General features: G+C 70.5%; 22 protein-coding genes. 14 read left to right on the top strand and 8 right to left on the bottom strand.

Translation table 11 applies throughout. From position 1 onward, the window contains the following. Positions 1-813 (bottom strand): spermidine synthase, encoded by an 813-nt coding sequence (locus QFZ29_RS09710; RefSeq protein WP_306893920.1) that lies wholly within the window; start codon positions 811-813, stop codon positions 1-3. Between the two features lie 204 nt (positions 814-1,017). On the opposite strand from QFZ29_RS09710, the gene QFZ29_RS09705 reads away from it, so the two are divergent. Continuing rightward, positions 1,018-2,010 carry a lipid II:glycine glycyltransferase FemX gene (locus QFZ29_RS09705; protein ID WP_306893919.1) on the top strand — a complete coding sequence of 331 codons (993 nt, stop codon included), beginning with the start codon at positions 1,018-1,020 and terminating at the stop codon, positions 2,008-2,010. A gap of 46 nt (positions 2,011-2,056) precedes the next feature. Here QFZ29_RS09705 and QFZ29_RS09700 read toward each other — a convergent pair whose 3' ends face one another. Continuing rightward, positions 2,057-3,226 (bottom strand): glutamate--cysteine ligase, encoded by a 1,170-nt coding sequence (locus tag QFZ29_RS09700; RefSeq protein ID WP_306893918.1) that lies wholly within the window; start codon positions 3,224-3,226, stop codon positions 2,057-2,059. Between the two features lie 226 nt (positions 3,227-3,452). Between QFZ29_RS09700 and rpsP the strand changes: the two genes are divergently transcribed. The 5 genes from rpsP to QFZ29_RS09675 all read left to right on the top strand — a co-directional run bounded on the left by rpsP (position 3,453) and on the right by QFZ29_RS09675 (position 6,391). Beyond that, complete coding sequence (rpsP, locus tag QFZ29_RS09695; protein ID WP_306893917.1) at positions 3,453-3,866, top strand: 30S ribosomal protein S16; 414 nt, start codon at positions 3,453-3,455, stop codon at positions 3,864-3,866. Positions 3,867-3,869: 3 nt separating this feature from the next. Continuing rightward, positions 3,870-4,106 carry an RNA-binding protein gene (locus QFZ29_RS09690; RefSeq protein WP_056651189.1) on the top strand — a complete coding sequence of 79 codons (237 nt, stop codon included), beginning with the start codon at positions 3,870-3,872 and terminating at the stop codon, positions 4,104-4,106. A 1-nt stretch (position 4,107) separates the two neighbouring features. Then, positions 4,108-4,779: a ribosome maturation factor RimM gene (gene rimM / locus QFZ29_RS09685; RefSeq protein ID WP_306893916.1), complete on the top strand. Its 672-nt coding sequence runs from the start codon at positions 4,108-4,110 to the stop codon at positions 4,777-4,779. A gap of 9 nt (positions 4,780-4,788) precedes the next feature. After that, a complete protein-coding gene (trmD, locus tag QFZ29_RS09680) occupies positions 4,789-5,475 on the top strand; it encodes a tRNA (guanosine(37)-N1)-methyltransferase TrmD (RefSeq protein WP_306893915.1) in 687 nt (228 codons plus the stop codon). 154 nt (positions 5,476-5,629) lie between these two features. Continuing rightward, a complete protein-coding gene (locus QFZ29_RS09675) occupies positions 5,630-6,391 on the top strand; it encodes a sirohydrochlorin chelatase (RefSeq protein WP_306893914.1) in 762 nt (253 codons plus the stop codon). A 28-nt stretch (positions 6,392-6,419) separates the two neighbouring features. Here the strand turns inward: QFZ29_RS09675 and QFZ29_RS09670 are convergent, their stop codons facing one another. The 6 genes from QFZ29_RS09670 to map form a co-directional block, all read right to left on the bottom strand. After that, positions 6,420-7,139, bottom strand: a complete 720-nt coding sequence (locus QFZ29_RS09670; RefSeq protein WP_306893913.1) for a sirohydrochlorin chelatase — start codon at positions 7,137-7,139, stop codon at positions 6,420-6,422. Next, positions 7,136-8,275: a uroporphyrinogen-III synthase gene (locus tag QFZ29_RS09665; RefSeq protein WP_306893912.1), complete on the bottom strand. Its 1,140-nt coding sequence runs from the start codon at positions 8,273-8,275 to the stop codon at positions 7,136-7,138. The genes QFZ29_RS09670 and QFZ29_RS09665 overlap by 4 nt, the downstream gene beginning before the upstream one ends. After that, positions 8,272-9,498, bottom strand: coding sequence for a uroporphyrinogen-III C-methyltransferase (gene cobA, locus QFZ29_RS09660; RefSeq protein WP_306893911.1), 1,227 nt, complete (start codon positions 9,496-9,498; stop codon positions 8,272-8,274). Before cobA ends, QFZ29_RS09665 begins: the two co-directional genes overlap by 4 nt. Beyond that, positions 9,498-9,881, bottom strand: a complete 384-nt coding sequence (gene nirD / locus QFZ29_RS09655; protein ID WP_306893910.1) for a nitrite reductase small subunit NirD — start codon at positions 9,879-9,881, stop codon at positions 9,498-9,500. Before nirD ends, cobA begins: the two co-directional genes overlap by 1 nt. After that, the gene (gene nirB / locus QFZ29_RS09650; protein WP_306893909.1) at positions 9,878-12,463 is read right to left on the bottom strand and encodes a nitrite reductase large subunit NirB; all 2,586 of its coding nucleotides are present in this window, start codon (positions 12,461-12,463) and stop codon (positions 9,878-9,880) included. The genes nirD and nirB overlap by 4 nt, the downstream gene beginning before the upstream one ends. 256 nt (positions 12,464-12,719) lie before the next feature. Then, on the bottom strand, positions 12,720-13,487 hold the full coding sequence (gene map / locus QFZ29_RS09645; RefSeq protein WP_306893908.1) for a type I methionyl aminopeptidase: 768 nt from the start codon (positions 13,485-13,487) through the stop codon (positions 12,720-12,722). Positions 13,488-13,559: 72 nt separating this feature from the next. Here map and QFZ29_RS09640 point away from each other — a divergent pair, with 72 nt between their 5' ends. From QFZ29_RS09640 to dprA, 8 genes are all read left to right on the top strand, one after another. Next, complete coding sequence (locus QFZ29_RS09640; RefSeq protein ID WP_306893907.1) at positions 13,560-14,072, top strand: hypothetical protein; 513 nt, start codon at positions 13,560-13,562, stop codon at positions 14,070-14,072. Between the two features lie 197 nt (positions 14,073-14,269). Then, positions 14,270-14,617: a 50S ribosomal protein L19 gene (rplS, locus tag QFZ29_RS09635; RefSeq protein ID WP_129522549.1), complete on the top strand. Its 348-nt coding sequence runs from the start codon at positions 14,270-14,272 to the stop codon at positions 14,615-14,617. A gap of 86 nt (positions 14,618-14,703) precedes the next feature. Next, positions 14,704-15,450 carry a signal peptidase I gene (gene lepB / locus QFZ29_RS09630; RefSeq protein ID WP_306893906.1) on the top strand — a complete coding sequence of 249 codons (747 nt, stop codon included), beginning with the start codon at positions 14,704-14,706 and terminating at the stop codon, positions 15,448-15,450. A gap of 1 nt (position 15,451) precedes the next feature. Beyond that, positions 15,452-16,144: a ribonuclease HII gene (locus tag QFZ29_RS09625; protein ID WP_306893905.1), complete on the top strand. Its 693-nt coding sequence runs from the start codon at positions 15,452-15,454 to the stop codon at positions 16,142-16,144. A 6-nt stretch (positions 16,145-16,150) separates the two neighbouring features. Then, positions 16,151-16,474: a DUF2469 family protein gene (locus QFZ29_RS09620; RefSeq protein ID WP_129522552.1), complete on the top strand. Its 324-nt coding sequence runs from the start codon at positions 16,151-16,153 to the stop codon at positions 16,472-16,474. A gap of 106 nt (positions 16,475-16,580) precedes the next feature. Next, complete coding sequence (locus tag QFZ29_RS09615) at positions 16,581-16,937, top strand: YraN family protein (protein ID WP_306893904.1); 357 nt, start codon at positions 16,581-16,583, stop codon at positions 16,935-16,937. Further along, positions 16,937-18,478: a YifB family Mg chelatase-like AAA ATPase gene (locus QFZ29_RS09610; protein WP_306893903.1), complete on the top strand. Its 1,542-nt coding sequence runs from the start codon at positions 16,937-16,939 to the stop codon at positions 18,476-18,478. The genes QFZ29_RS09615 and QFZ29_RS09610 overlap by 1 nt, the downstream gene beginning before the upstream one ends. Further along, positions 18,475-19,764, top strand: a complete 1,290-nt coding sequence (dprA, locus tag QFZ29_RS09605) for a DNA-processing protein DprA (protein WP_306893902.1) — start codon at positions 18,475-18,477, stop codon at positions 19,762-19,764. Before QFZ29_RS09610 ends, dprA begins: the two co-directional genes overlap by 4 nt. The last annotated feature ends 88 nt before the right edge of the window (positions 19,765-19,852 follow it).

Below are 19,852 nucleotides of genomic sequence, written 5' to 3'. Positions count from 1 at the left end.
TCAGTCCAGGGTGTCGTCGTCGCGGCGCACCGGAGCGCCGGCGATGAACGCGTCGAGCGCGGCGGCGCGCAAGAGGTCGATCGGGCGCGGGCCGCTGTTCGCACCTCGTTCGATCTCGTCTTCGGCCAGCGGGGCTCCGGATGCCGCGAACACGACGTTGCCGGGACTCGCGTCGGCGACGACGGAAGGAGCGGCGAGGGCGATGACCACGGGATGGAGCGACGCGAGCGTCGCACCGACCTCCCGGCTCATCACGAGTCCGGGTGCGGCGAGCGTGTTGACCACGATGATGCCGTCGGGCGCGAGGAGCTGCCGGAGCTCGGTGAAGAACTCCGCCGTCGACATGTGCCGGGGAGCCACGCTGCCCGAGAAGACGTCGACGATCGCGAGGTCGTAGCCGCCGCCGGTGCGCGCCGCGCGCTCGACCGCGGCGCGACCGTCGTCGAACTCGACCGTGAGCTCGATCTCGTCGTCGAGCGGCAGTGCGTCGAGCACGAAGTCGAAGAGCTCCCGGTGCAGCTCCACGACATGCTGCACCGACCCCGGGCGGCTGGCGCCGACGTAGCGCGGGATGGTGAGGCCGCCTGCGCCGAGGTGCAGGACCCGGATGGGGAGCCCGCGCTCGCGGCATCCGTCGATCACCGATGCGATCACGCGCGTGTACTCGAGCTGGAGATCGAGGGGATCGAGCGGATTGACGTGCGATTGCGTCGTGCCCTCGATCATGAGGGTGTATCCGCCGTGAGTTCCGCGCTCGGGCAGCAGCCGCGCGCTCACCTGCTCGCCGTCGAGTTCAAGCCGGGGTTCGCCCATGTCCACCACACTAGGTCGGCTCGGGCCGGCAGGCCAGACGACGCGGCGGCGATATCCGAACTATCGGGGTGGAGTCCGCCTGCCGGACGCGTCCACGCCCTAAACTGTGCGCCAAGAGCCGTACATCCCAAGGGCGGGGCGGATCGATCTGGGATGTCCGGGGATGGGGGCACAGTGCGAACGGCTCAAACGGAGAATGTCTCGGTGGAGTGGGACGATCGTGTGCTCGCAACGCACACGTCGCCGCATTTCATGCAGAGCAGCACGTGGGGTACCGTCCGGTCCGATGGCCCGTGGCATGCGTCCCAGCGCGGTTTCGGCACCGAGTGCGACTACCCCGTGCTCGTGTTCGAGCGCCACGCCGAGGGATTCGGCACCCTGCGGCACCTGGCCCGCGTGAGCGGTCTCGCTCCCGACGATGTAGGACCACTCACCGAGCGCATCCGCGCCGACCGGGGCACGGCGTTCGCGACGAAGATGGAGGTGTACCAGCCGCGCGAGGAGCGGCTCGTCGCCGCCTTCGAGTCCCACGGATGGCTCCCCACGCGCGCTTCCCAGTACCGGTACGCCGTCGTCGTCGAGACCGCCGGGGGCGAGGAGCGGATCCTCGCGGGCATGAAGAAGCGCGCGCGCAATGAGATCCGGATCGCCGAGCGGAACGGCGTCGTCACGGGCCGCGTACCGCTCACCGACGAGAATCGACGGTGCATGCTCAGTCTCGTGCGGGAGACCGAGGAGCGGTCGGGCGCGTTCTTCCGGCCGACCGACTACCTCGATCGGGTGTGGCATACGTTCGTCGACGACGACCGCGGCCGGTTGTACTTCGCCTGGCATGACGGTCGGGCCGTGGCTGGGGCGTTCGTCACCCTCTTCGGCAGGAGTGCGTGGTTCAAGGACGGCGGCTCGCTGCGCGACCAGCCGCAGCTCATGGCCTCGCGCCTGTTGCAGTGGGCGATCATGCGCGACCTCGCGGCATCCGGCATCGAACGCTACGACCTCGGGCACGTGCCGCCACCAGCCGAGCCCGAAGCACCCGGCCAGGGCGTGCTCACCTTCAAGAGCGCATTCACGAACGACGTGATCGAGTACATGCCGGCGTTCCAGCTCTCGCACGCCGACGGTGCCGAGGAGTGGCGCCTCGGCGAGAGCGGGTTCGTCGCCCGTTACCGGGAGCGCACCGGCGACGACTGGTACTGAGCGCCCGCCGGCGCCGCCGGCACCGCTGCCACCGACGTCGCCGACGTCACACGACGGATGCCGCAGCGCCCGTCGTCGGCGTGACCCCGTCGCGGAGCTCGCGCGCGAGGTGTCCCACTACTGCCCTGAGGTCGCCGCCGGCCGCCTCCGCGACGCGGAGCTGGCGCTGGTAGCTCGCGCCGCCGTCGAGCGTCTCGCGCACGCCCTGCAGCTCGGCGGCGCAACCGAGTCGCTCGGCGATCGGCGCGAGGGTCGTGAGAAGCTCGCGCAAGTCGTCGGTGACGAGTCGCTCGGTGCCCGCGATATCCGTGATCACCTCGGCCTCGAGACCGTAACGTGCGGCTCGCCACTTGTTCTCGCGCACGTACCAGGGCTGCAGCACCGTGAGGGTGTGGCCCTCGTCGAGGCGCGTGCTCATCCACTCGACGAGGCACTGCACGAGTGCGCCGATCGCCGCGATCTCGGCCGCCGTCGAGACGCCGTCGCAGACGCGCACCTCGACCGTGCCCCAGCGAGGGGAGGGGCGGATGTCCCAGCGCACCTCGCTGTGGTCCTCGATCACGCCGGTGCGCACGAGGTCGTCGACGTAGCGCTCGTACGCCGCCCAATCGGCGAGCGGGTAGGGGAGCCCCGCCGTCGGCAGCTGCTGGAACATGAGCGCCCGGTTCGAGGCGTACCCCGTGTCGACGCCCGCCCAATACGGGCTCGAGGCCGAGAGCGCCTGCAGGTGCGGCAGGTAGGCGAGCAGGCCGTCGAGGATCGGCAGCGCCTTGTCGCGCTCCTCGATGCCGACGTGCACGTGCACGCCCCAGATCATCATGTTGCGGCCCCACCACCGGGTGCGCTCGATGAGCTTGTGGTAGCGCGGCTTGTCGGTGAGGTGCTGGTCGTACCACTGGCTGAACGGATGCGAGCCGCTGCAGACGAGCTCGTAGTCGCCGAGCTCGTCGATCACCGCCCGAACTTCCGCGAGCTGGCCCTCGAGATCGGCGACGGCGCCTGCGACGCGTTCGTGCACGCCGCTCACGAGCTCGACGGTGTTCGTCAGCAGTTCCGAGGTGATGAACGGATGATGCCCCGACGGGCTGCCCGCGTCGAGCACGCGGAGCACCCGGTCGGCGACCGAGGCGAGCTCGCCGGTGGCACGGTCGACGATGGCGATCTCCCACTCGAGTCCGACCGTGGAACGGGCGGATCGGGCGAAGTCGATCTGCATGGCGGGGCCCCCATCCGGGCAGGGCTCGTGGGCGTCTGTCGGCCCATCATGCCATGCACGCCGGACGATTATCCTTGCGGCCGGATTTCTGCAAGAATGGTCAGTCGAGTTCAGTATCGCCCGACCCTCTATCCGGCGCGCAGAACCCCATAGAGCTTCCGCCGAGTGTGCACCCCACGCTCACGGCTGTCAGTTCGCTTACCTCACAACATTTTTCAGGAGAATTGTGGCTGTCAAGATCCGTCTCAAGCGCCATGGCAAGATCCGTGCGCCGTATTACCGCATCGTCGTCGCCGACTCGCGCACCAAGCGCGATGGTCGAGTGATCGAGGAGATCGGCAAGTACCACCCCACCCAGGAGCCCTCGTTCATCGAGGTCGACTCCGACCGCGCGCAGTACTGGCTCTCCGTCGGCGCGCAGCCGACCGAGCAGGTCGCCGCGATCCTCAAGCTCACGGGCGACTGGGGCAAGTTCAAGGGCGACAAGGACGCCGTGTCGACCGTGCGCGTCGCCGAGCCCAAGCCCGCCTTCCAGGTCGACGAGACCAAGAAGCCGGTGCTGAAGCCCAAGGCCGAGAAGCCCGCCAAGACCGAGGCTCCGGCCGAGGCCGCAGGCGAGACCGCGACGGACGAGGCGTAAGCCTTGCTCCAGTCCGCGCTCGAACACCTCGTCAAGGGGATCGTCGATCACCCTGACGATGTGAAGGTCGTCTCCGCGTCGAGCGCACGCGGCGAGGTCCTCGAGGTTCACGTGAACCCCGAGGACCTCGGTCGCGTCATCGGCCGTGCCGGCCGCACCGCGAAAGCGCTCCGCACCCTCGTCACCGCCCTCGCCGACGGCCGCCGCGTTCGCGTCGACGTCGTCGACACCGACGACTGACGTGTCCGACGCACCAGGCACGCAGCTCCGAGTCGGTCGTCTCACGAAGGCGCACGGGCTCAAGGGCGCCATCAAGATCGAGCTCTACACCGACGACCCCGACCGACGGTTCGTGCCCGGCGCGGTCTTCACCCTGCAGGTGCCCGACACGTCGCCGTGGCACGGCAAGAGCCTCACGCTCCGTGAGCTCCGCTGGTACAACGGGCACGCCGTCGGCTTCTTCGAGGGCATCGACGACCGCACCGCCGCAGAGGGTCTCGCCAAGGCGATCCTCTGGGTCGAAGCGAGCGGTGAAGAGACCCCCGAAGACGACGCGTGGTACGACCACCAGCTCGTGGGGCTCGCCGTCGTCCGCGACGGCGAGCGCATCGGCGAGGTCAGCCACGTCGAGCATCTTCCGGCGCAAGACCTGCTGATCGTGAAGGCGCGCGGCCGTGAGGTCATGGTGCCGTTCGTCTCGGCGATCGTGCCCGAGGTCGACCTCGCCGCCGGCACGCTCACCGTGACGCCGCCGCCGGGGCTCTTCGAGGAGCTGCCCGAAGCTGAGGCTGAGCCCGAGTCCGACGTCGGTGCTTCCGAGGTCGGTGCTTCCGACGACGCGCAGCAAGCCGAGGCATCCGAGTCGACCGCGGCTGGCAGGGGCGACGACACCGGCGACCACGCCGGCGCGTAGGCTCGCCCCATGCGGATCGACATCGTCACGATCTTCCCCGAGTTCTTCTCGGTGCTCGACGTGTCGTTGCTCGGGCGCGCCCGGCAGGCCGGCATCCTCCAGGTCGCAGCCCATGACCTGCGCGAGCACACCCACGACCGTCACCGCACGGTCGACGACACGCCCTACGGCGGCGGTGCCGGCATGGTCATGAAACCCGAGCCGTGGGGCGAGGCGCTCGACGCGCTCGTCACCGACGAGTCGGTGCTCATCGTGCCATCGCCCGCCGGTGAGCCGTTCACGCAGCAGATCGCCCGCGAGCTCGCGCACGCGCCGCATCTCGTGTTCGCCTGCGGTCGTTACGAGGGCATCGACCAGCGGGTCGTCGATCACTACTCGAGTCGCATCCCGGTCCGCCTCATCAGCCTCGGCGACTACGTGCTGAACGGCGGGGAGGTCGCCGTGATGGCGATGATCGAGGCCGTCGGACGACTCGTGCCCGGTGTCGTCGGCAACCCAGAGAGCCTCGTCGAGGAGTCGCACGAAGACGGCCTCCTCGAGTATCCGAGCTACACCAAGCCGGCCGTCTGGCGGGGGCTCGAGGTGCCTCCCGTGCTGCTCTCGGGCAACCACGGCGCCGTCGCCGCCTGGCGGCGCGAGCAGCAGATCGAGCGCACCCGGCGCGTGCGTCCCGAGCTGCTCGACGACCGAGGCTGACTCGGGCCGACCGGCCGCCGCCGACCGACCGTGCTGCCCCGCAAGGTGCATGATTCACGTGCGTGAAACATGCGGGTGTCCGCTCCGAAACACGCCGTCCCTATGTTCGTAACGACGGACGCGGCTCCGTCGATGCGCAACGACGGGAGCGGCGATGAGCGGGACTGGGCCTGACGATGGCAACGCGATCGTCGACCCGCCGCTCACGCTCCTCGCGGTGACCCACGGCGCGCCGTCGGCCGACAACCGCTCGGCCATCATCGGCCTCGTCGACGCCGTGGCCGCCGAGGTCCCTGCGGTCCAGATCGGCATCAGCTTCGTCGACGCGCAGAACTCGGATGTCGCTGCAGCACTCGCGCAGCACGCCAGCACGCCCGCCGTGATCGTGCCGCTCGTGCTCTCGGCGGGCTTCCACGTTCGAACCGGGCTCTCACAGGGCATCAACCAGCTGCCCCCAGGGGGCCCCGGACTCGCCGAGCCGCTCGGACCCGACCCGAGGATCGTCGAGGTGCTCGCCGAACGGCTCGAGGCCATCGGTCTCGGTCCGTCCGACGCCATCGTGCTCGCGGCCGCCGGCTCGAACGACCCGCGTGCGGTGCGCGAATGCTTCGAGACCGGGCGCCTGCTCGGTGCCCGGCTCGGTCGCGCCGTCACGGTCGGGTTCATCGCCGCAGCGATCCCGCGCCTGCCCGACGCGATCGAGATGATCCGCGAGGTGCATCCGGGGTCGCGGGTCATCGTGGCCACCTACCTGCTCGCGCCCGGTGCGTTCAACGACGCCGCGAACGCGGTCGGCGCCGATGCGGTCTCCGAGCCGCTGATGCTTCCGGGCCGCCCGGCACCCGGCCCGATCGTCGAGCTCGTCGTCGACCGGTACCTGGCGGCGGTCGAGCGCCTCGGACGGCACCTGTCCTGAGTCGACGACCGGCCGGCTCGCCCTGTGGTCAGCGTGCGCCGATGCCCGCAGTTCGATTCGCGCCCGTGAGCGGGAGCCGGGCGGAGCGGTAGCGGTCGATGGCGAGCTCGGCGAGGCGGGGATCCGGTGCGAGCGGCGCCGAGACGACGTCGGCGCCGGCTTCGAGCAACCGGTCGTGGAAGTAGCCCGGGGCGAGCAGGTACGACGCGATCACGACGCGACCCCCACTCGTCGCGCGAGCGGCGGCGACCGCGGTGGGAACGCTCGGGGTGGCGCTTGCGCCGTAGCCGATGGTCACGGTTCCCGGCCAGGACGCCCGAAGCAGCGTCGCGAGTCGTTCGACGTCGTCGGCGGCCCGCGGGTCGCTCGACCCGGCAGCTGCGAGCACCACGTGGTCTGCCGGCGTCGCTCCGGCCTGGACGAGCCGCTCGACGAGGATCTCGGCGAGCACGGGGTGCGGCCCGAGCGAGGCGGCGACGCCGACCTGCGAGGCCGCGGCCCCTGCCGCCCGCGCGATGTCGACGCGCACGTGGTATCCCGTCGAGAGCAGGAGCGGCACGATGATCGCGTCGCCTTCGGGGTCGAGCAGGGAGACGACCTCGCCGACGTCGGGTCGCTGCACGTCGACGAACGCCTCGTGCACCGAGAGCGCCGGCCGGGCGCGACGAATCCCGTCGACGATCGAGCGGATCGCCATCCGCCCGGCCGCGTCGTTCGTTCCGTGCGAGCACGCGATGAGGGTGGTCATGCTTCCTCCCGGCTGGTCACCGCGAGTCGGTAGCCCCGCTTCACGATCGTCTGGATGAGACCCTTCGCCCCGCACGCCTCGCGGATCCGCGCGACGGCGACCTCAACGGCATGCACGTCGCTCGTCGCGCCCGGAAGCGATGCCAGGAGCTGGGAGCGGTTCACGACGTCACCGCCCGCTTCGGCGAGTGCAGTGAGCACGGCGTGACCGGTTCGTGTCAGGGGCATCAGCTCACCATCGAGCAGGGCACCGCCGCGCCGCACCTCGAGCACTCCGGCGGCCGTGTCGATCGCCGAGGATCGGCGCTCGGCGAAGTGCGAGACGACCGAGCGCACGAGCGACCCGAGCCGACCGCGGTCGGGCACTCGAGGCGACATCCCGGCGAGCTCGAGCGGACCCGCTGTGATCGGGCCGACCGCGGCGATCAGCAGGGTGCCGCGCGCCTCCTGATCGAGGATGCCCTCGAGCGTGTCCTCGGCGATGGCCGCGTCGAGCCACGCGTCGGCGCCCGGCGCTGACGTGAAGAGCACGGCGTCGTAGGCGCCCTCCGCGGCGCTGCGCACCGAACGGGCGACAAGCCCGGGATCGGGCGGAGGACCCCAGCGGTAGACGACGAGGCTCGTCACGTCGGCACCCGCGCCGCGGAAGGCCTCGTCGAGCCCGTCGGAACCGGAGCCGTGGTGCTGGACGACGACGCGGAGTCCGGAGATGCCTTCGTCGAGCAGGTACGTACCGAGCTCCGACGAGGTCTCGGACTCGGCGACCCAGTCGGCACTGAATCCGGCCTGCTGGATGGCGCCGCGGGCCTTCGGGCCTCGCGCGATGAACCTCGCGCCCGCGAGTGCGGCGTGCAGGTCGTCGAGGAGGCCGGCAGAGTCGGCGGTCTCCATCCAACCATGGAACCCGACGCCGGTCGTCGCGACGACGACGTCGGGAGGAGTGGCGATGACCTGGAGCGTCTGCTCGATGAGGGCTTCGTCGCCGATGTGCGGTTCGATCGTGAGAGCCGGGGCGTGCACGACACGCGCTCCACGCCGCTCGAGGGCGGCGCCGAGTTCCGCCGATCGGCGATCGGCGGTGATCAGGATGACGCAACCGAGCAAGGGCGTCCCAGGCGTGGGAGGGGCGTTCGTCATCCGGTGCGGCTCCGCGCGGGGTCGGAGAGTCGAGTGAGGAGTCCGGCTGCGGCGACCTCGCCTACCACGATCACGGCTGGCGCCTGCACACCGGCTGCAGCCGCGGCGGCGGCGACGGTGCCGAGGGTCGCCCGGGTGGTGCGCTGCGACGACGTCGTGCCGCTCTCGACGATCGCGACGGGCCGGTCATGCGGAGCACCCGCGGCGATCGCTGCCTCGGCGAAGCCGCCGAGCCGCTCGACGCCCATGAGCACGACGGTCGTCGTCGTGTCGTCGGCGAGTGCCGCGAGGGTCGCCTTGGTGGGGTCGTCGTGACCGTTGACGAGCAGCATCGACGCGGCGGTGCCCCTGTGCGTGACCGGGATGCCGGCGGCCTGCGGCACGGAGATCGCGCTCGAGATGCCGGGCACGACCTCGACGGCCACTCCGGCGTCGAGGCATGCGGCGACCTCCTCGCCGCCGCGGCCGAACACGAACGGGTCGCCGCCCTTCAGGCGCACGACGTGCTGGCCTGCGAGCGCCCGTTCGACGAGGATCCGATTGATCTCGTGCTGCGGAACGGGATGCCGCCCGGGGGCCTTGCCCACGTCGACGATCTCGACGCCGGGCTCGAGCTCGGCGAGCAACGCCCGCGGACCGAGACGGTCGGTGACCACGACATCCGCTTCGGCGAGTGCGCGCCGACCGCGCAGGGTGATGAGGTCGGCGGCACCGGGGCCGCCTCCGACGAGCACGACTCGACCGGGGCCGCCGGTGCGCCGGCGCCGCACGGGCAGTCGTCCCTCGGCGAGGGCGTCGGCCACGGCGTCGCGCACCGCGCCGCTGCGCCGGGGATCGACGCCGCCCTCCGAGACGACGCCGACGATGAGGTCTCCCGAGCGGGTCTCCGCCGTCATGCGAGCGGTGCCGTGGTCGCCGTGTCCGGCGTTCACGCAGAAGATCCGAGCCTCGTCGGCCCAGGCGGCGACCGCGTGATCGACGGCGGGCACGCCGGTCGCGGTGTGCACGAGCCACGCGTCGGCGAGGTCGTCGCGCACGACCGGGCGCGCTGTCCACGTGATGCGATCTTCATCGACGAGCACCGCGAGCGCCGGATCGAGTTCAGGTGCGACGACGACGACCTCGGCGCCCTCATCGACGAAGCGCGCGACTCGACGTGCCGAGACGGGGCCGCCGCCGACGGCGACCACGCGCCGTCCGGTGACGTCGATTCCGATGAGCATCAGCGTGGGTCCTTCCGGATGTGCACGATCCCCTGCTCGACCGCGACTGGCCAGGTGCGCAGGTCGTGCCGCTCCTTGCCGAGGGTGTCGAGGCACGTTCCCGTGCGAAGGTCGAAGACCTGCTTGAACATCGGGGAGGCCACGGTCGGGGCGTCGCCGCGGCTGCCCACGATGCCGCGCGACATGACGTACGCGCCGCTGTACGGGTCGCGCTGCTGGACGGCGTGGATGCTGCCGTCGTGCAGCAGGAAGAGGGCGAGCTGGTCGCCCTCGATGAGCGCCGCCGCGCCTCGTTCGACCTCGAGGTCGTCGACCCGGCACACGGGCACCCAGCTGCTCGTGCGACTCGGCTCCATGGTTCGGGCAGTGTCGGCGATGGTCATCGGCGTACCTCCAGGGTGGTTCCGGCGATGAGCACGCCACCGCTCTCGCGCTCGGCGTCGGTCGCCGGTCGGGGCTGCCCGCGCTCTGCGGTGTAGGCGAGTGAGGGGTCGGGCGTCGTCGGCGCGTTGACGAACGAGGCGAAGCGCTTGAGCTTCTCGGGGTCGTCGAGCGTCGCCTTCCACTCGTCTTCGTAGGCGTCGACGTGGAGCGCCATCGCGGCGTCGAGGTCGTCGGCGATGCCGAGCGAGTCGTCCATGATGACCGCGCGGAGGGCATCGAGGCCGCCCTCGAGCTCCTCCAGCCACGGGGCGGTCCGCTGGAGACGGTCGGCCGTGCGGATGTAGTACATCAGGAACCGGTCGATCGTGCGGATGAGGGTCTCGGAGTCGAGCCCTTCGGCGAGCAGCTGCGCGTGCCGCGGCGTGAACCCGCCGTTGCCGCCCACGTACAGGTTCCAGCCCTGTTCGGTGGCGATGACGCCGACGTCCTTTCCGCGGGCCTCCGCGCATTCGCGGGCGCATCCCGAGACGCCGAGCTTCAGCTTGTGCGGCGACCGCAGGCCGCGGTAGCGCAGTTCGAGCTCGACGGCCATGCCGACCGAGTCCTGCACGCCGAAGCGGCACCACGTGGAGCCGACGCACGACTTGACGGTGCGCAGCGACTTGCCGTAGGCGTGGCCCGACTCGAAGCCGCCGTCGACGAGTCGCTGCCAGATCTCGGGAAGCTGCTCGAGGCGCGCGCCGAACAAGTCGATGCGCTGGCCGCCGGTGATCTTCGTGTAGAGCCCGAAGTCCTTCGCGACCTGTCCGATCACGAGGAGACCCTCGGGCGTCACCTCGCCGCCGGGGATGCGGGGGACCACGGAATAGCTGCCGTCCTTCTGCAGGTTCGCCATGACGTGGTCGTTCGTGTCCTGGAGCGAGGCGCGGCCGCCGTCGAGCACGTGTCCGGCACCCTGCGACGCGAGGATGCTCGCTACGACGGGCTTGCAGATGTCGCAGCCGCGCCCGGTGCCGAACCGCGTGACGATCTCGCTGAACGTCGTGAGTCCCGCCACGCGCACCTGGTCGAAGAGTTGCGCGCGAGTGGAGGCGAAGTGCTCGCAGAGCGCGCTGCTCAGGGTCACGCCCGCGGCCTCGAGTTCGGCGCCGACGAGGCGCTTGACGAGCGGGAGGCACGAGCCGCACGCGGCGCCGGCCTTCGTGCACGCCTTGACGCCCGCGACATCCGTGCATCCGTCGTCGGTGACCGCAGACCGGATGCGCCCGGCGCTGACGGCGTTGCAGCTGCAGACGAGCGCCTCGTCGGGCAGCGGGCCGGTGGCCGGGCGGGCGCCGTCGGTCTCGGGAAGGAGGTAGGCCGACGGGTCTCCGCCGAGCTTCGCGCCGATGAGCGGCCGGAGCGAGGCGTAGGCCGTGGCATCGCCGACGAGGATGCCGCCGAGCAGGATCGAGGCGTCGTCGGAGAGCACGAGCTTCTTGTAGACGCCGGCGACCGGGTCGGCGTAGACGACGTCGAGCGCGCCGGGCGTCTCGCCGAACGCGTCGCCGAAGCTCGCGACATCGACGCCGCCGAGCTTGAGCTTCGTCGAGAGGTCGTACCCGGGGAACTCGGCTTCGCCGCCGAGCAGGCGGGTCGCGACGACCTCGGCCATCGCATATCCGGGGGCAACGAGGCCGACGCAACGGCCCTCCATCGCGGCGACCTCTCCGATCGCGTGGATCGAGGGATCGGAGGTGCGGCATCCGGCGTCGACGACGATGCCGCCCCGCTTGTCGACCTTCAGGCCGGAGATCCGTGCGAGCTCGTCGCGCGGGCGCACGCCGACCGTGAAGATGACGACGTCGGCCGGAGCGAGGCTGCCGTCGCGGAACTCGAGCTGCGCGACACCGCCGTGGGGGCCGGGGTCGAGCCTCGTGGTGATCGTCTCGGTGCGCACCTCGATGCCGCGGGCGCCGATGAGGCGCGCGAGCGCTTCGCCGCCGGCCGCGTCGAGCTGGGCCGACATGAGGCGATCGGACGACTGGATGATGGTGGCCTCGACGTCCATGCCCTGGAGTGCTCCCGCGGCCTCGAGGCCGAGGAGCCCGCCGCCGACCACGATGCCGCGAACCGGCCGGTCGAGGGCGTCCTGGCGCTCGGTCACCCACGAGGAGAGGGACTCGAGGTCGTCGAGCGTGCGGTAGACGAAGACGCCGGGCAGGTGGAAGCCGTCGACGGCGAGGGATGCGGCGTACGAGCCCGTGGCGAGCACGAGCTCGTCCCACTCGACAAGGGTGCCGCTCGCCGTGCGCAGGCGCCGCTCGTCGCGATCGAGCGCCACGACCGCGTCGCCGCGGAGGAAGGTCACGCGCTCGTCGTCGACGAAGTGCTCGCGTGAGAGGGTGAGGTCGTCGACGGTCGCACCGTCGAAGAATGCGGTCAGCCCGACGCGGTCGTAGGGGAGGCGGTCCTCCTCGCCGATCACGGTGATGCGCCAGCGGCCCTCTGGGTCGCGGGTGCGCACGCTCTCGACGAAGCGGTGGGCGACCATTCCGGCGCCGACCACCACGAGGTGACGCGTGAGCGTGTTGTCCGACATGCCGTCACGGTAAACGCTCGGCGTTGCGTCGCCGTGGCGGGAGTGTTTCGGGGGTGTGTCGTGGGCCATCCGGGTCTCCTCGTTCCGTCTCAGACGCGGGCGTGCAGGAGGCCGATGGTCGTTCGGGGCCCCCTGATCACGGACCGAGCTGTGTGACCAAGACGGTACGGAACTCGTGTTTCCTCGTCGGACGTGAGGTGTTACCCCGATGCAAACCTCTCCGCACTTCGTGCGCGAGAGGATTGTGAGAAGGCGCTCAGCTGCGCGCGGTGAGCACGATCGGCTCGCCTTCGGTGACGGCGATGGTGTGCTCGGAATGGGCGCCGCGCGATCCGTCGGCGCTCTTCAGCGTCCAGCCGTCGGCATCCGTCACGATGCGGTCCGTCGTCTCGAGGAACCATGGTTCGATCGCGATCACGAGCCCCGGCTTCAACGGCAGGCCTCGGCCCGGGCGGCCGTCGTTCGGAATGTGGGGGTCGCCGTGCATGGTGCGGCCGACGCCGTGCCCGCCGAAGTCGGTGTTGATCGAGTAGCCCTCGGCCTTCGCGACATTCGCGATCGCTCGGGAGATGTCACCGATGCGGTTGCCGGGGCGCGCGGCCGAGATTCCGGCGGCGAGGGCGCGCTGGGTGGTGTCGATGAGCCGCAGGTCTCCGCCTCGCGGCGTGCCGACGACCATCGAGAGGGCCGAGTCGGAGACCCATCCGTTCACCGACGCCGCGAAGTCGAGGGTCAGCAGGTCGCCGTCGCGGAGGGTGTAGTCGCGGGGGAGGCCGTGCAGCACCGCATCGTTCACCGAGGTGCAGATGACCTTGCCGAAGGGGCTCCCGCCGAACGAGGGGTGATAGTCGATGTAGCAGCTCTCGGCGCCGGCCGTCCTGATCATCTCGTGCGCGATCGCGTCGAGCTCGAGCAGGTTGACCCCGACCGCGGCGGCTCGCGATGTGGTCTCGAGCACGCTCGCCACGAAGCGGCCGGCAGGCCGCATCTCCTCGACCTCGGCAGGGGTTCTCAGTTCGATCACGAGTCCATTCTGTCGTCTCCGCCCTGAGTGAACACCCGGCGGCCTCGAAGGCACCGCCGTTACGCTGGAAGCATGCTGATCCGGCGTGCGTTCTACCGATGGCTGTTCATCGCGATCGTGGCGCTGCCCGTGTGGCTCGCCGTCGGATGGGCCATCTTCGGCGGTGGCGGCTGGGGCACGCTCGGGCTCGTCGTGGTCGTGCCGGTCGGGTTCCTCGCGCTCGGCGTCGTCGCGCTCCTCACGTCGCTCCGGCCGGCCGTGCGCGAGCAGCGAGCGGTGTCGTGGATGGACCTCGGCGTCATCGGCGCATGGCACGCCGCCATCGTCGCGACGGGCTTCTACGGCGCGACCGCGACGCTCTTCGCGGTGCTCGCGATCCTGCTCGCGATCGCCGCCTTCTGGATGGTCGTCTGGCAGCTCGTGCACGACGGCGCGCGGCGGGTGCAGGCGTCGATGGCAGAGTTCGAGCGACTCGCCACCCAGCAGCAGGGCGCCGCACGGCGTCCGGATGCCGCGGGCACGCGTCGCCCGCCGTTCGACGACGGCGACGACGAGGTCATCATCGTGCGCGAGGTTCGCGACTGACGGGAGCGGCGCTGCAGCGGCATCCGGGGTCCCGCTTTGCCGGGGAGTGCCGTGACATGGCACAATAGAGGATTGTGCCGCCGCGGGTCTCTGCCTCCGGGGAGCTAGCACAGCGCGACCTGGTCGCGCGGGCGGCACCATTCACTTCAATCCATGATCCGCGTTCGACCGGTGGCGGGCGCAGAGAGCGAACCATCATGCACATCCTCGACCAACTCGACGCAGCGAGCCTGAGGTCGGATGTCCCCGACTTCCGGCCCGGCGACACCGTCAAGGTGCACGTCAACATCATCGAAGGCACGCGCAGCCGCGTGCAGGTCTTCCAGGGGGTCGTCATCGGCCGTTCAGGAGAGGGCGTGCGCGAGACCTTCACGGTGCGCAAGGTCAGCTTCCAGGTCGGCGTCGAGCGCAAGTTCCCGGTGCACTCGCCCGTGATCGACCACATCGAGGTCGTCACGCGCGGCGACGTGCGCCGCGCGAAGCTCTACTACCTGCGCAAGCTCCGCGGCAAGAAGGCCAAGATCAAGGAGAAGCGCGACAACTAGTCGCCGCTGCCAGTCGCGGATCGCGAGTGTCTGGCATCCCATCGAGCTCCCCGCCCCTAGACTGGGTGGGGAGCTCGGGCGGTTAAATGACAGAAGAAACTATCACCACGCGATCAGATCGCGCGGGCTCGGCATTGGCGCGCAGAAAACGAGGCACTCTCCTCTTCCTGCGCGACCTGCTCGTCATCTTCGTGGTGGCCGTGCTCGTCTCGTTCCTCATCAAGACGTTCCTCATCAGGTCGTTCTTCATCCCATCGCAGTCGATGGAGGAGACCCTCGTGAAAGACGATCGCATCATCGTGAACCAGCTGGTTCCCGACCTCACGCCACTCGAGCGCGGCGACGTCGTCGTGTTCAAAGACCCGGGCGGATGGCTCCCGGCCCGCGTGGAGACGCCGCAGCCGCCACTCGTGGCCGCCGTCGACTGGTTCCTCGCGTTCGTGGGACTCTCGGCGCCCGACTCGAACGACCACCTCGTCAAGCGCGTCATCGGACTGCCAGGCGATCACATCGTGTGCTGCAACGCGCTCGGCCAGATGAGCGTGAACGGCGTGCCGCTCGACGAGACGTATGTGGCGCTGCCTCCGGGCGAGAGCAAGGTCTCCCGCGACGACTTCGACGTCGAAGTACGCGACGATTCGCTGTGGGTGATGGGCGACAACCGCTACAACTCGAAGGACTCGAGATACAACACCGAGACCCCGCTCGAGGGATTCGTGCCCATCGACAACGTCGTCGGCCGCGCCTTCGTCGTGAGTTGGCCCATCGACCACTGGATGTGGCTTGACAACTACCCCCAGGTGTTCGATGGTGTCGATGAGGGAACGGGCTGACATGGTTCCACCACCGGTCGCGGTGCCGACATTGCGGGCGGAGCGCGAGATCTTCGCCGGAGGCGCTTCGGTGCTGCTCGCGTGCGACGAGGTCGGCAGGGGCGCGCTGGCAGGCCCGGTCACGGTCGGGCTCGTGCTCATCGATGAGAGCGTGCGCCGCATGCCCGCGGGCCTGCGCGACTCCAAGCTCCTGAGCGAGCCGCGTCGTGAGCAGATGGCGCCGAAGGCAGCTGCATGGGTCCGCGCATCGGCGGTCGGCGACGCCTCGGCGAAGGAGATCGACGAACTGGGCATCATGGCGTGCCTCGGCCTCGCCGGAGCTCGCGCCTTCGCCGCGCTCGCATTCGCGCTCGGCGATGAGGTGAACGATGCGCCGCTCCTGCTCGACGGCAACCACGACTGGCTGAGCATCGCCATCGAGCATCGCGCCCGCGTCGTCACGCGGATCAAGGCCGACCGTGATTGCGCGTCGGTGGCTGCGGCATCCGTCATCGCCAAGGTGCATCGCGATCGTGGCATGCGTCGTGCTCACGACGACGTGCCCGTCTACAGCTGGGACGAGAACAAGGGCTACGCGAGCCGCGCCCACTTCGCCGCGATCGACGAGCACGGACCCAACGAGCTGCACCGGTCGACTTGGCTGCACGATCGCTCGGCAACGGCGCCGGCGCTCTTCGACCTCGGCGTAGGATGAGTCACGATGGATGAAGACGAGTTCGAAGACTACGACCGCGAAGTCGAGTTGGCCCTGTATCGGGAGTACCGCGACATCGTGTCGCAATTCCAATACGTGGTCGAGACCGAGCGACGCTTCTATCTCGCGAACGAGGTCGAACTCGTGCGCCGTGATACCGAGCACGACTTCTATTTCGAGCTCACCATGAAAGACGTGTGGGTGTGGGATGTCTACCGCGCCGACCGCTTCGTGAAGTCGGTGCGCGTGCTCACCTTCAAAGACGTCAATGTCGAAGAGCTCGCGACCCGGGAGTTCGAACTCCCGAAGGAGCTCGCGCTCGACGAGTAGCACTCGTCCTCGACAGCGCCGCTCCCTGCTCCGCCTTCGCGGCTGAGCGCCGCTTCGGCCCGCCCGGCGCCGCCATCGCGCGACGCTGTTCGCGGAGGTGGTGCGGATGGCGCACAACGCGGAACTCGGCCGACGCGGTGAAGAGCTCGCGGTCGATCATCTGGTCGGCCGCGGCATGGCGGTGATCGACCGCAATTGGCGGTGCCGACTCGGTGAGATCGACATCGTGGCGCGCGACGGGCGCGACACCGTCTTCATCGAGGTGAAGACCCGCACGACGAGCGACTTCGGGCACCCGTTCGAGGCCATCACCCCGGTGAAGCTCGCGCGCATGCGCCGGCTCGCGATCGCCTGGTGCGAGGCGACGGATGCCGCGGTCTCGCGAATCCGCATCGACGCCGTCGCCGTGCTCGCCCCCACCGAGGCGCCGGCACTCATCGAGCATCTCGAGGGGATCAGCTGATGCCCGTCGCCCGCACCCGCTCGGTCGCCCTGCTGGGGCTCGCCGGCTCGATCGTCGAGGTCGAGGCCGACCTCTCGTCGCAATTGCCCGCGTTCGTCATCATCGGCCTGCCCGACGCCGCACTCGCCGAGGCCCGCGAGCGAGTGCGTTCGGCTGCCGTGAACGCCGGATGCCCCCTGCCGCAGCGCCGCCTCACGGTGAACCTCTCGCCCGCGGCCCTGCCGAAGCACGGCTCCGGCTTCGACCTCGCGATCGCGATCGCGTGCCTCGCCGCCGCCGGCGAGATCGCACGCGAATCGGTAGACCGTGTCGTGCACCTCGGTGAGCTGGGGCTCGACGGCCGGCTGCGACCGATCGACGGCATCCTCCCCGCGGTGCTCGCGGCATCACGAGCCGGCCATGACACGGTCATGGTGCCCGCGGGCAATGCCGCCGAGGCGTCGCTCGTGCCCGGGGTGACGGTGATCGGGGTCGCCTCGCTCCTCGAAGCCGCCATCTGGCACGGCGGCGCCTACGAGGTGCGTGAGATCGACGCGGTCCCCTCAACGGATCGCGCCGACGAGCCCGAGCAGGTGCCCGGCGATCTCGCCGACGTGGCGGGCAACGAGGAAGCGGTTGAAGCGCTCCTCGTGGCCGCTGCCGGTGGCCATCACATGTTCCTCCTCGGCCCGCCAGGAGCCGGCAAGACCATGCTGGCGTCCCGGCTGCCGGGAATCCTGCCCGATCTCGATTCCGACGCCGCGCTCGAGGTCGCCTCACTCCGATCGCTCGCCGGGGGGCGGCTCGTCAACGGACTGTCACTGCGTCCGCCGTTCGAGGCTCCGCATCACACGGCGACCGCGGCGGCGATGGTCGGCGGCGGCAGCCGGCTCATCCGTCCTGGTGCTGCAGCACGGGCGACCCACGGCGTGCTGTTCCTCGATGAGGCACCTGAGTTTCCGGCATCGGTGCTCGACGTGCTCCGTCAGCCGCTCGAATCGGGCAGCGTCAGCATCCATCGTGCGACTGCCGTCGCCTCGTTCCCTGCGCGATTCCAGCTCGTGCTCGCGGCGAACCCGTGCCCGTGCGGGGGATATGACTCGCCGGGCAACGAATGCACGTGTCCGCCGTCCATGAGACGACGGTACCTCGGCCGCATCTCGGGGCCGCTCCTCGATCGCATCGACGTGCAACTGAAGGTGCCCCGCGTCACCGCGGCCGGGCTCCGCTTGATGGGCGAGCGCACCGGCATCACGAGCGATGAGGCCCGCGCCCGTGTCATCGAAGCTCGCGCTGCGGCATCCGACCGACTGCTCGGCACCCCCTGGCGCACGAACGCCGAGATGCCGGGCCCGTGGTTGCGCGGCGCTGGCGGGTTGCATCCCGGCGGCAAGGCGACCGCGGCACTCGATCGCGCGCTCGAACGCGGCGGCGTCACGATGCGCGGCTACGACCGGGTGTTGAAGGTCGCCTGGACCATCGCCGACCTCGACGGCGCGATGCGCCCCGGCGCCGACCAGGTGGGTCGTGCGTTCTATCTCAGGAAGGGAATCCCCGCATGAGCATCGTGAAGCATTCGGCGGCACGACTGGCCGCCGAGGTCTCCGCCATCCGCCGCGGCGACGGTGCGTCGCTCGAGGCGTTCGCCCGCTCGCTGCTCAGTTCGGTCGCTGAGCCCGGCGACGGGCTCCTCGGTCGCGTCGTCGCTGCGCTCGGCGCGGCCGAGAGCGCCGAGCTGCTGCTCGAGTCCGTGCCGGCCGAACGGCTCGCCGCTCGTGTCGCGGAGGCCGGCGAGTCGCTCGATGAACGCGAGGCGGCGGCGGGCCTCGAGCGATGGCTGCCCCGCGTCGACCACGCGGCGTTCGTCCGCTCGCTCGCACAAGCTGCGCGCGTCGACGCGCGCCTGCTCATTCCCGGCGATCCCGAGTGGCCGTCCGGCGTCGACGAGCTCGGGGTGCACGCGCCGCTTGTGCTGTGGATTCGCGGCCGCGCCGACGCCCTGAACCACGGCCGGCCGTCGCTCGCCCTCGTCGGGGCGCGTGCCGCCACGGGCTACGGCGAGCATGTGGCGATGGAGGCATCCGCAGGGCTCGTCGATCGCGGGTTCACCATCGTGTCAGGCGGCGCCTACGGCATCGACGGCATGGCGCACCGATCGGCGCTCGCGAGTGATGGTGTCACCGTCGCGTTCCTCGCAGGCGGGGTCGACCGCTTCTACCCGATGGGCCATGAAGCGCTGCTCTCACGCATCGCCGCGACCGGCGCGGTCGTCTCCGAGCTCGGATGCGGTGCGGCTCCGACGAAGTGGCGCTTCCTCCAGCGCAATCGACTCATCGCGGCCGCGAGCGAGGCGACGGTCGTACTCGAGGCGGGGGTTCGCTCGGGTTCGCTCAACACCGCCGGTCACGCCGCAGCGCTCGGGCGCCCGCTCGGCGCGGTGCCCGGACCGGTTACGAGTCCGGCGTCAGGTGGTTGCCACCGCCTCCTCCGCGAGTACAACGCCGTGTGCGTCGTCGACGCCGGGCAGATGGCCGAACTCGTCGGCGATCACGGATCCGGCGTGCGTCCGAGCGGCGAGGCCGTGGCGAATGTGCAGCGCGGGCAGGCCGCGGCCGGTGGGCATGCCGGTACGAGTGCCGGCGGTGGCCGGCGATACGCCGCCGCTGCGTCGCCCGACGCCGTGCGCGTCCTCGATGCGCTCAGCGTGCGGAGCCCGCGCTCGCTCGGTGAGGTCGCGAAGCGCTGCGGCATGGCCGCGACGGCGGTCATGAGCGTGCTCGGTGCCCTCGAGGCAGATGGGGTGGCCGTGCGACACTCCGAGGGCTGGCGGCGGGCCCGCGCGAGATGAGGGGTCGTCCGCGCGAGATGAGGGGCCCGCCCCGACATGAGGGGCCCGCCCGCGCGGCGTGACGGGGCCGTGGCGCGCCGTGAGGGCA

Origin of the sequence: Agromyces albus (genome assembly GCF_030815405.1) — a bacterium.
Classification (GTDB): domain Bacteria; phylum Actinomycetota; class Actinomycetes; order Actinomycetales; family Microbacteriaceae; genus Agromyces; species Agromyces albus_A.
The sequence above is the reverse complement of the archived record's forward strand: the minus strand, read 5'-3'. Positions and strand labels throughout refer to the sequence as shown.

Bases quoted from the DNA above. Each gene is read 5' to 3' on its own strand.
- QFZ29_RS09625 (WP_306893905.1), top strand. From the start codon at position 15,452: ATGGTTCCACCACCGGTCGCGGTGCCGACATTGCGGGCGGAGCGCGAG.
- QFZ29_RS09640 (WP_306893907.1), top strand. From the start codon at position 13,560: ATGCTGATCCGGCGTGCGTTCTACCGATGGCTGTTCATCGCGATCGTG.
- rplS (WP_129522549.1), top strand. From the start codon at position 14,270: ATGCACATCCTCGACCAACTCGACGCAGCGAGCCTGAGGTCGGATGTC.
- QFZ29_RS09665 (WP_306893912.1), bottom strand. From the start codon at position 8,275: ATGACGAACGCCCCTCCCACGCCTGGGACGCCCTTGCTCGGTTGCGTC.
- trmD (WP_306893915.1), top strand. From the start codon at position 4,789: ATGCGGATCGACATCGTCACGATCTTCCCCGAGTTCTTCTCGGTGCTC.
- QFZ29_RS09670 (WP_306893913.1), bottom strand. From the start codon at position 7,139: ATGACCACCCTCATCGCGTGCTCGCACGGAACGAACGACGCGGCCGGG.
- QFZ29_RS09675 (WP_306893914.1), top strand. From the start codon at position 5,630: ATGAGCGGGACTGGGCCTGACGATGGCAACGCGATCGTCGACCCGCCG.
- lepB (WP_306893906.1), top strand. From the start codon at position 14,704: ATGACAGAAGAAACTATCACCACGCGATCAGATCGCGCGGGCTCGGCA.
- cobA (WP_306893911.1), bottom strand. From the start codon at position 9,498: ATGCTCATCGGAATCGACGTCACCGGACGGCGCGTGGTCGCCGTCGGC.
- dprA (WP_306893902.1), top strand. From the start codon at position 18,475: ATGAGCATCGTGAAGCATTCGGCGGCACGACTGGCCGCCGAGGTCTCC.
- nirB (WP_306893909.1), bottom strand. From the start codon at position 12,463: ATGTCGGACAACACGCTCACGCGTCACCTCGTGGTGGTCGGCGCCGGA.
- QFZ29_RS09620 (WP_129522552.1), top strand. From the start codon at position 16,151: ATGGATGAAGACGAGTTCGAAGACTACGACCGCGAAGTCGAGTTGGCC.
- QFZ29_RS09610 (WP_306893903.1), top strand. From the start codon at position 16,937: ATGCCCGTCGCCCGCACCCGCTCGGTCGCCCTGCTGGGGCTCGCCGGC.
- nirD (WP_306893910.1), bottom strand. From the start codon at position 9,881: ATGACCATCGCCGACACTGCCCGAACCATGGAGCCGAGTCGCACGAGC.
- QFZ29_RS09615 (WP_306893904.1), top strand. From the start codon at position 16,581: ATGGCGCACAACGCGGAACTCGGCCGACGCGGTGAAGAGCTCGCGGTC.
- QFZ29_RS09710 (WP_306893920.1), bottom strand. From the start codon at position 813: ATGGGCGAACCCCGGCTTGAACTCGACGGCGAGCAGGTGAGCGCGCGG.
- QFZ29_RS09700 (WP_306893918.1), bottom strand. From the start codon at position 3,226: ATGCAGATCGACTTCGCCCGATCCGCCCGTTCCACGGTCGGACTCGAG.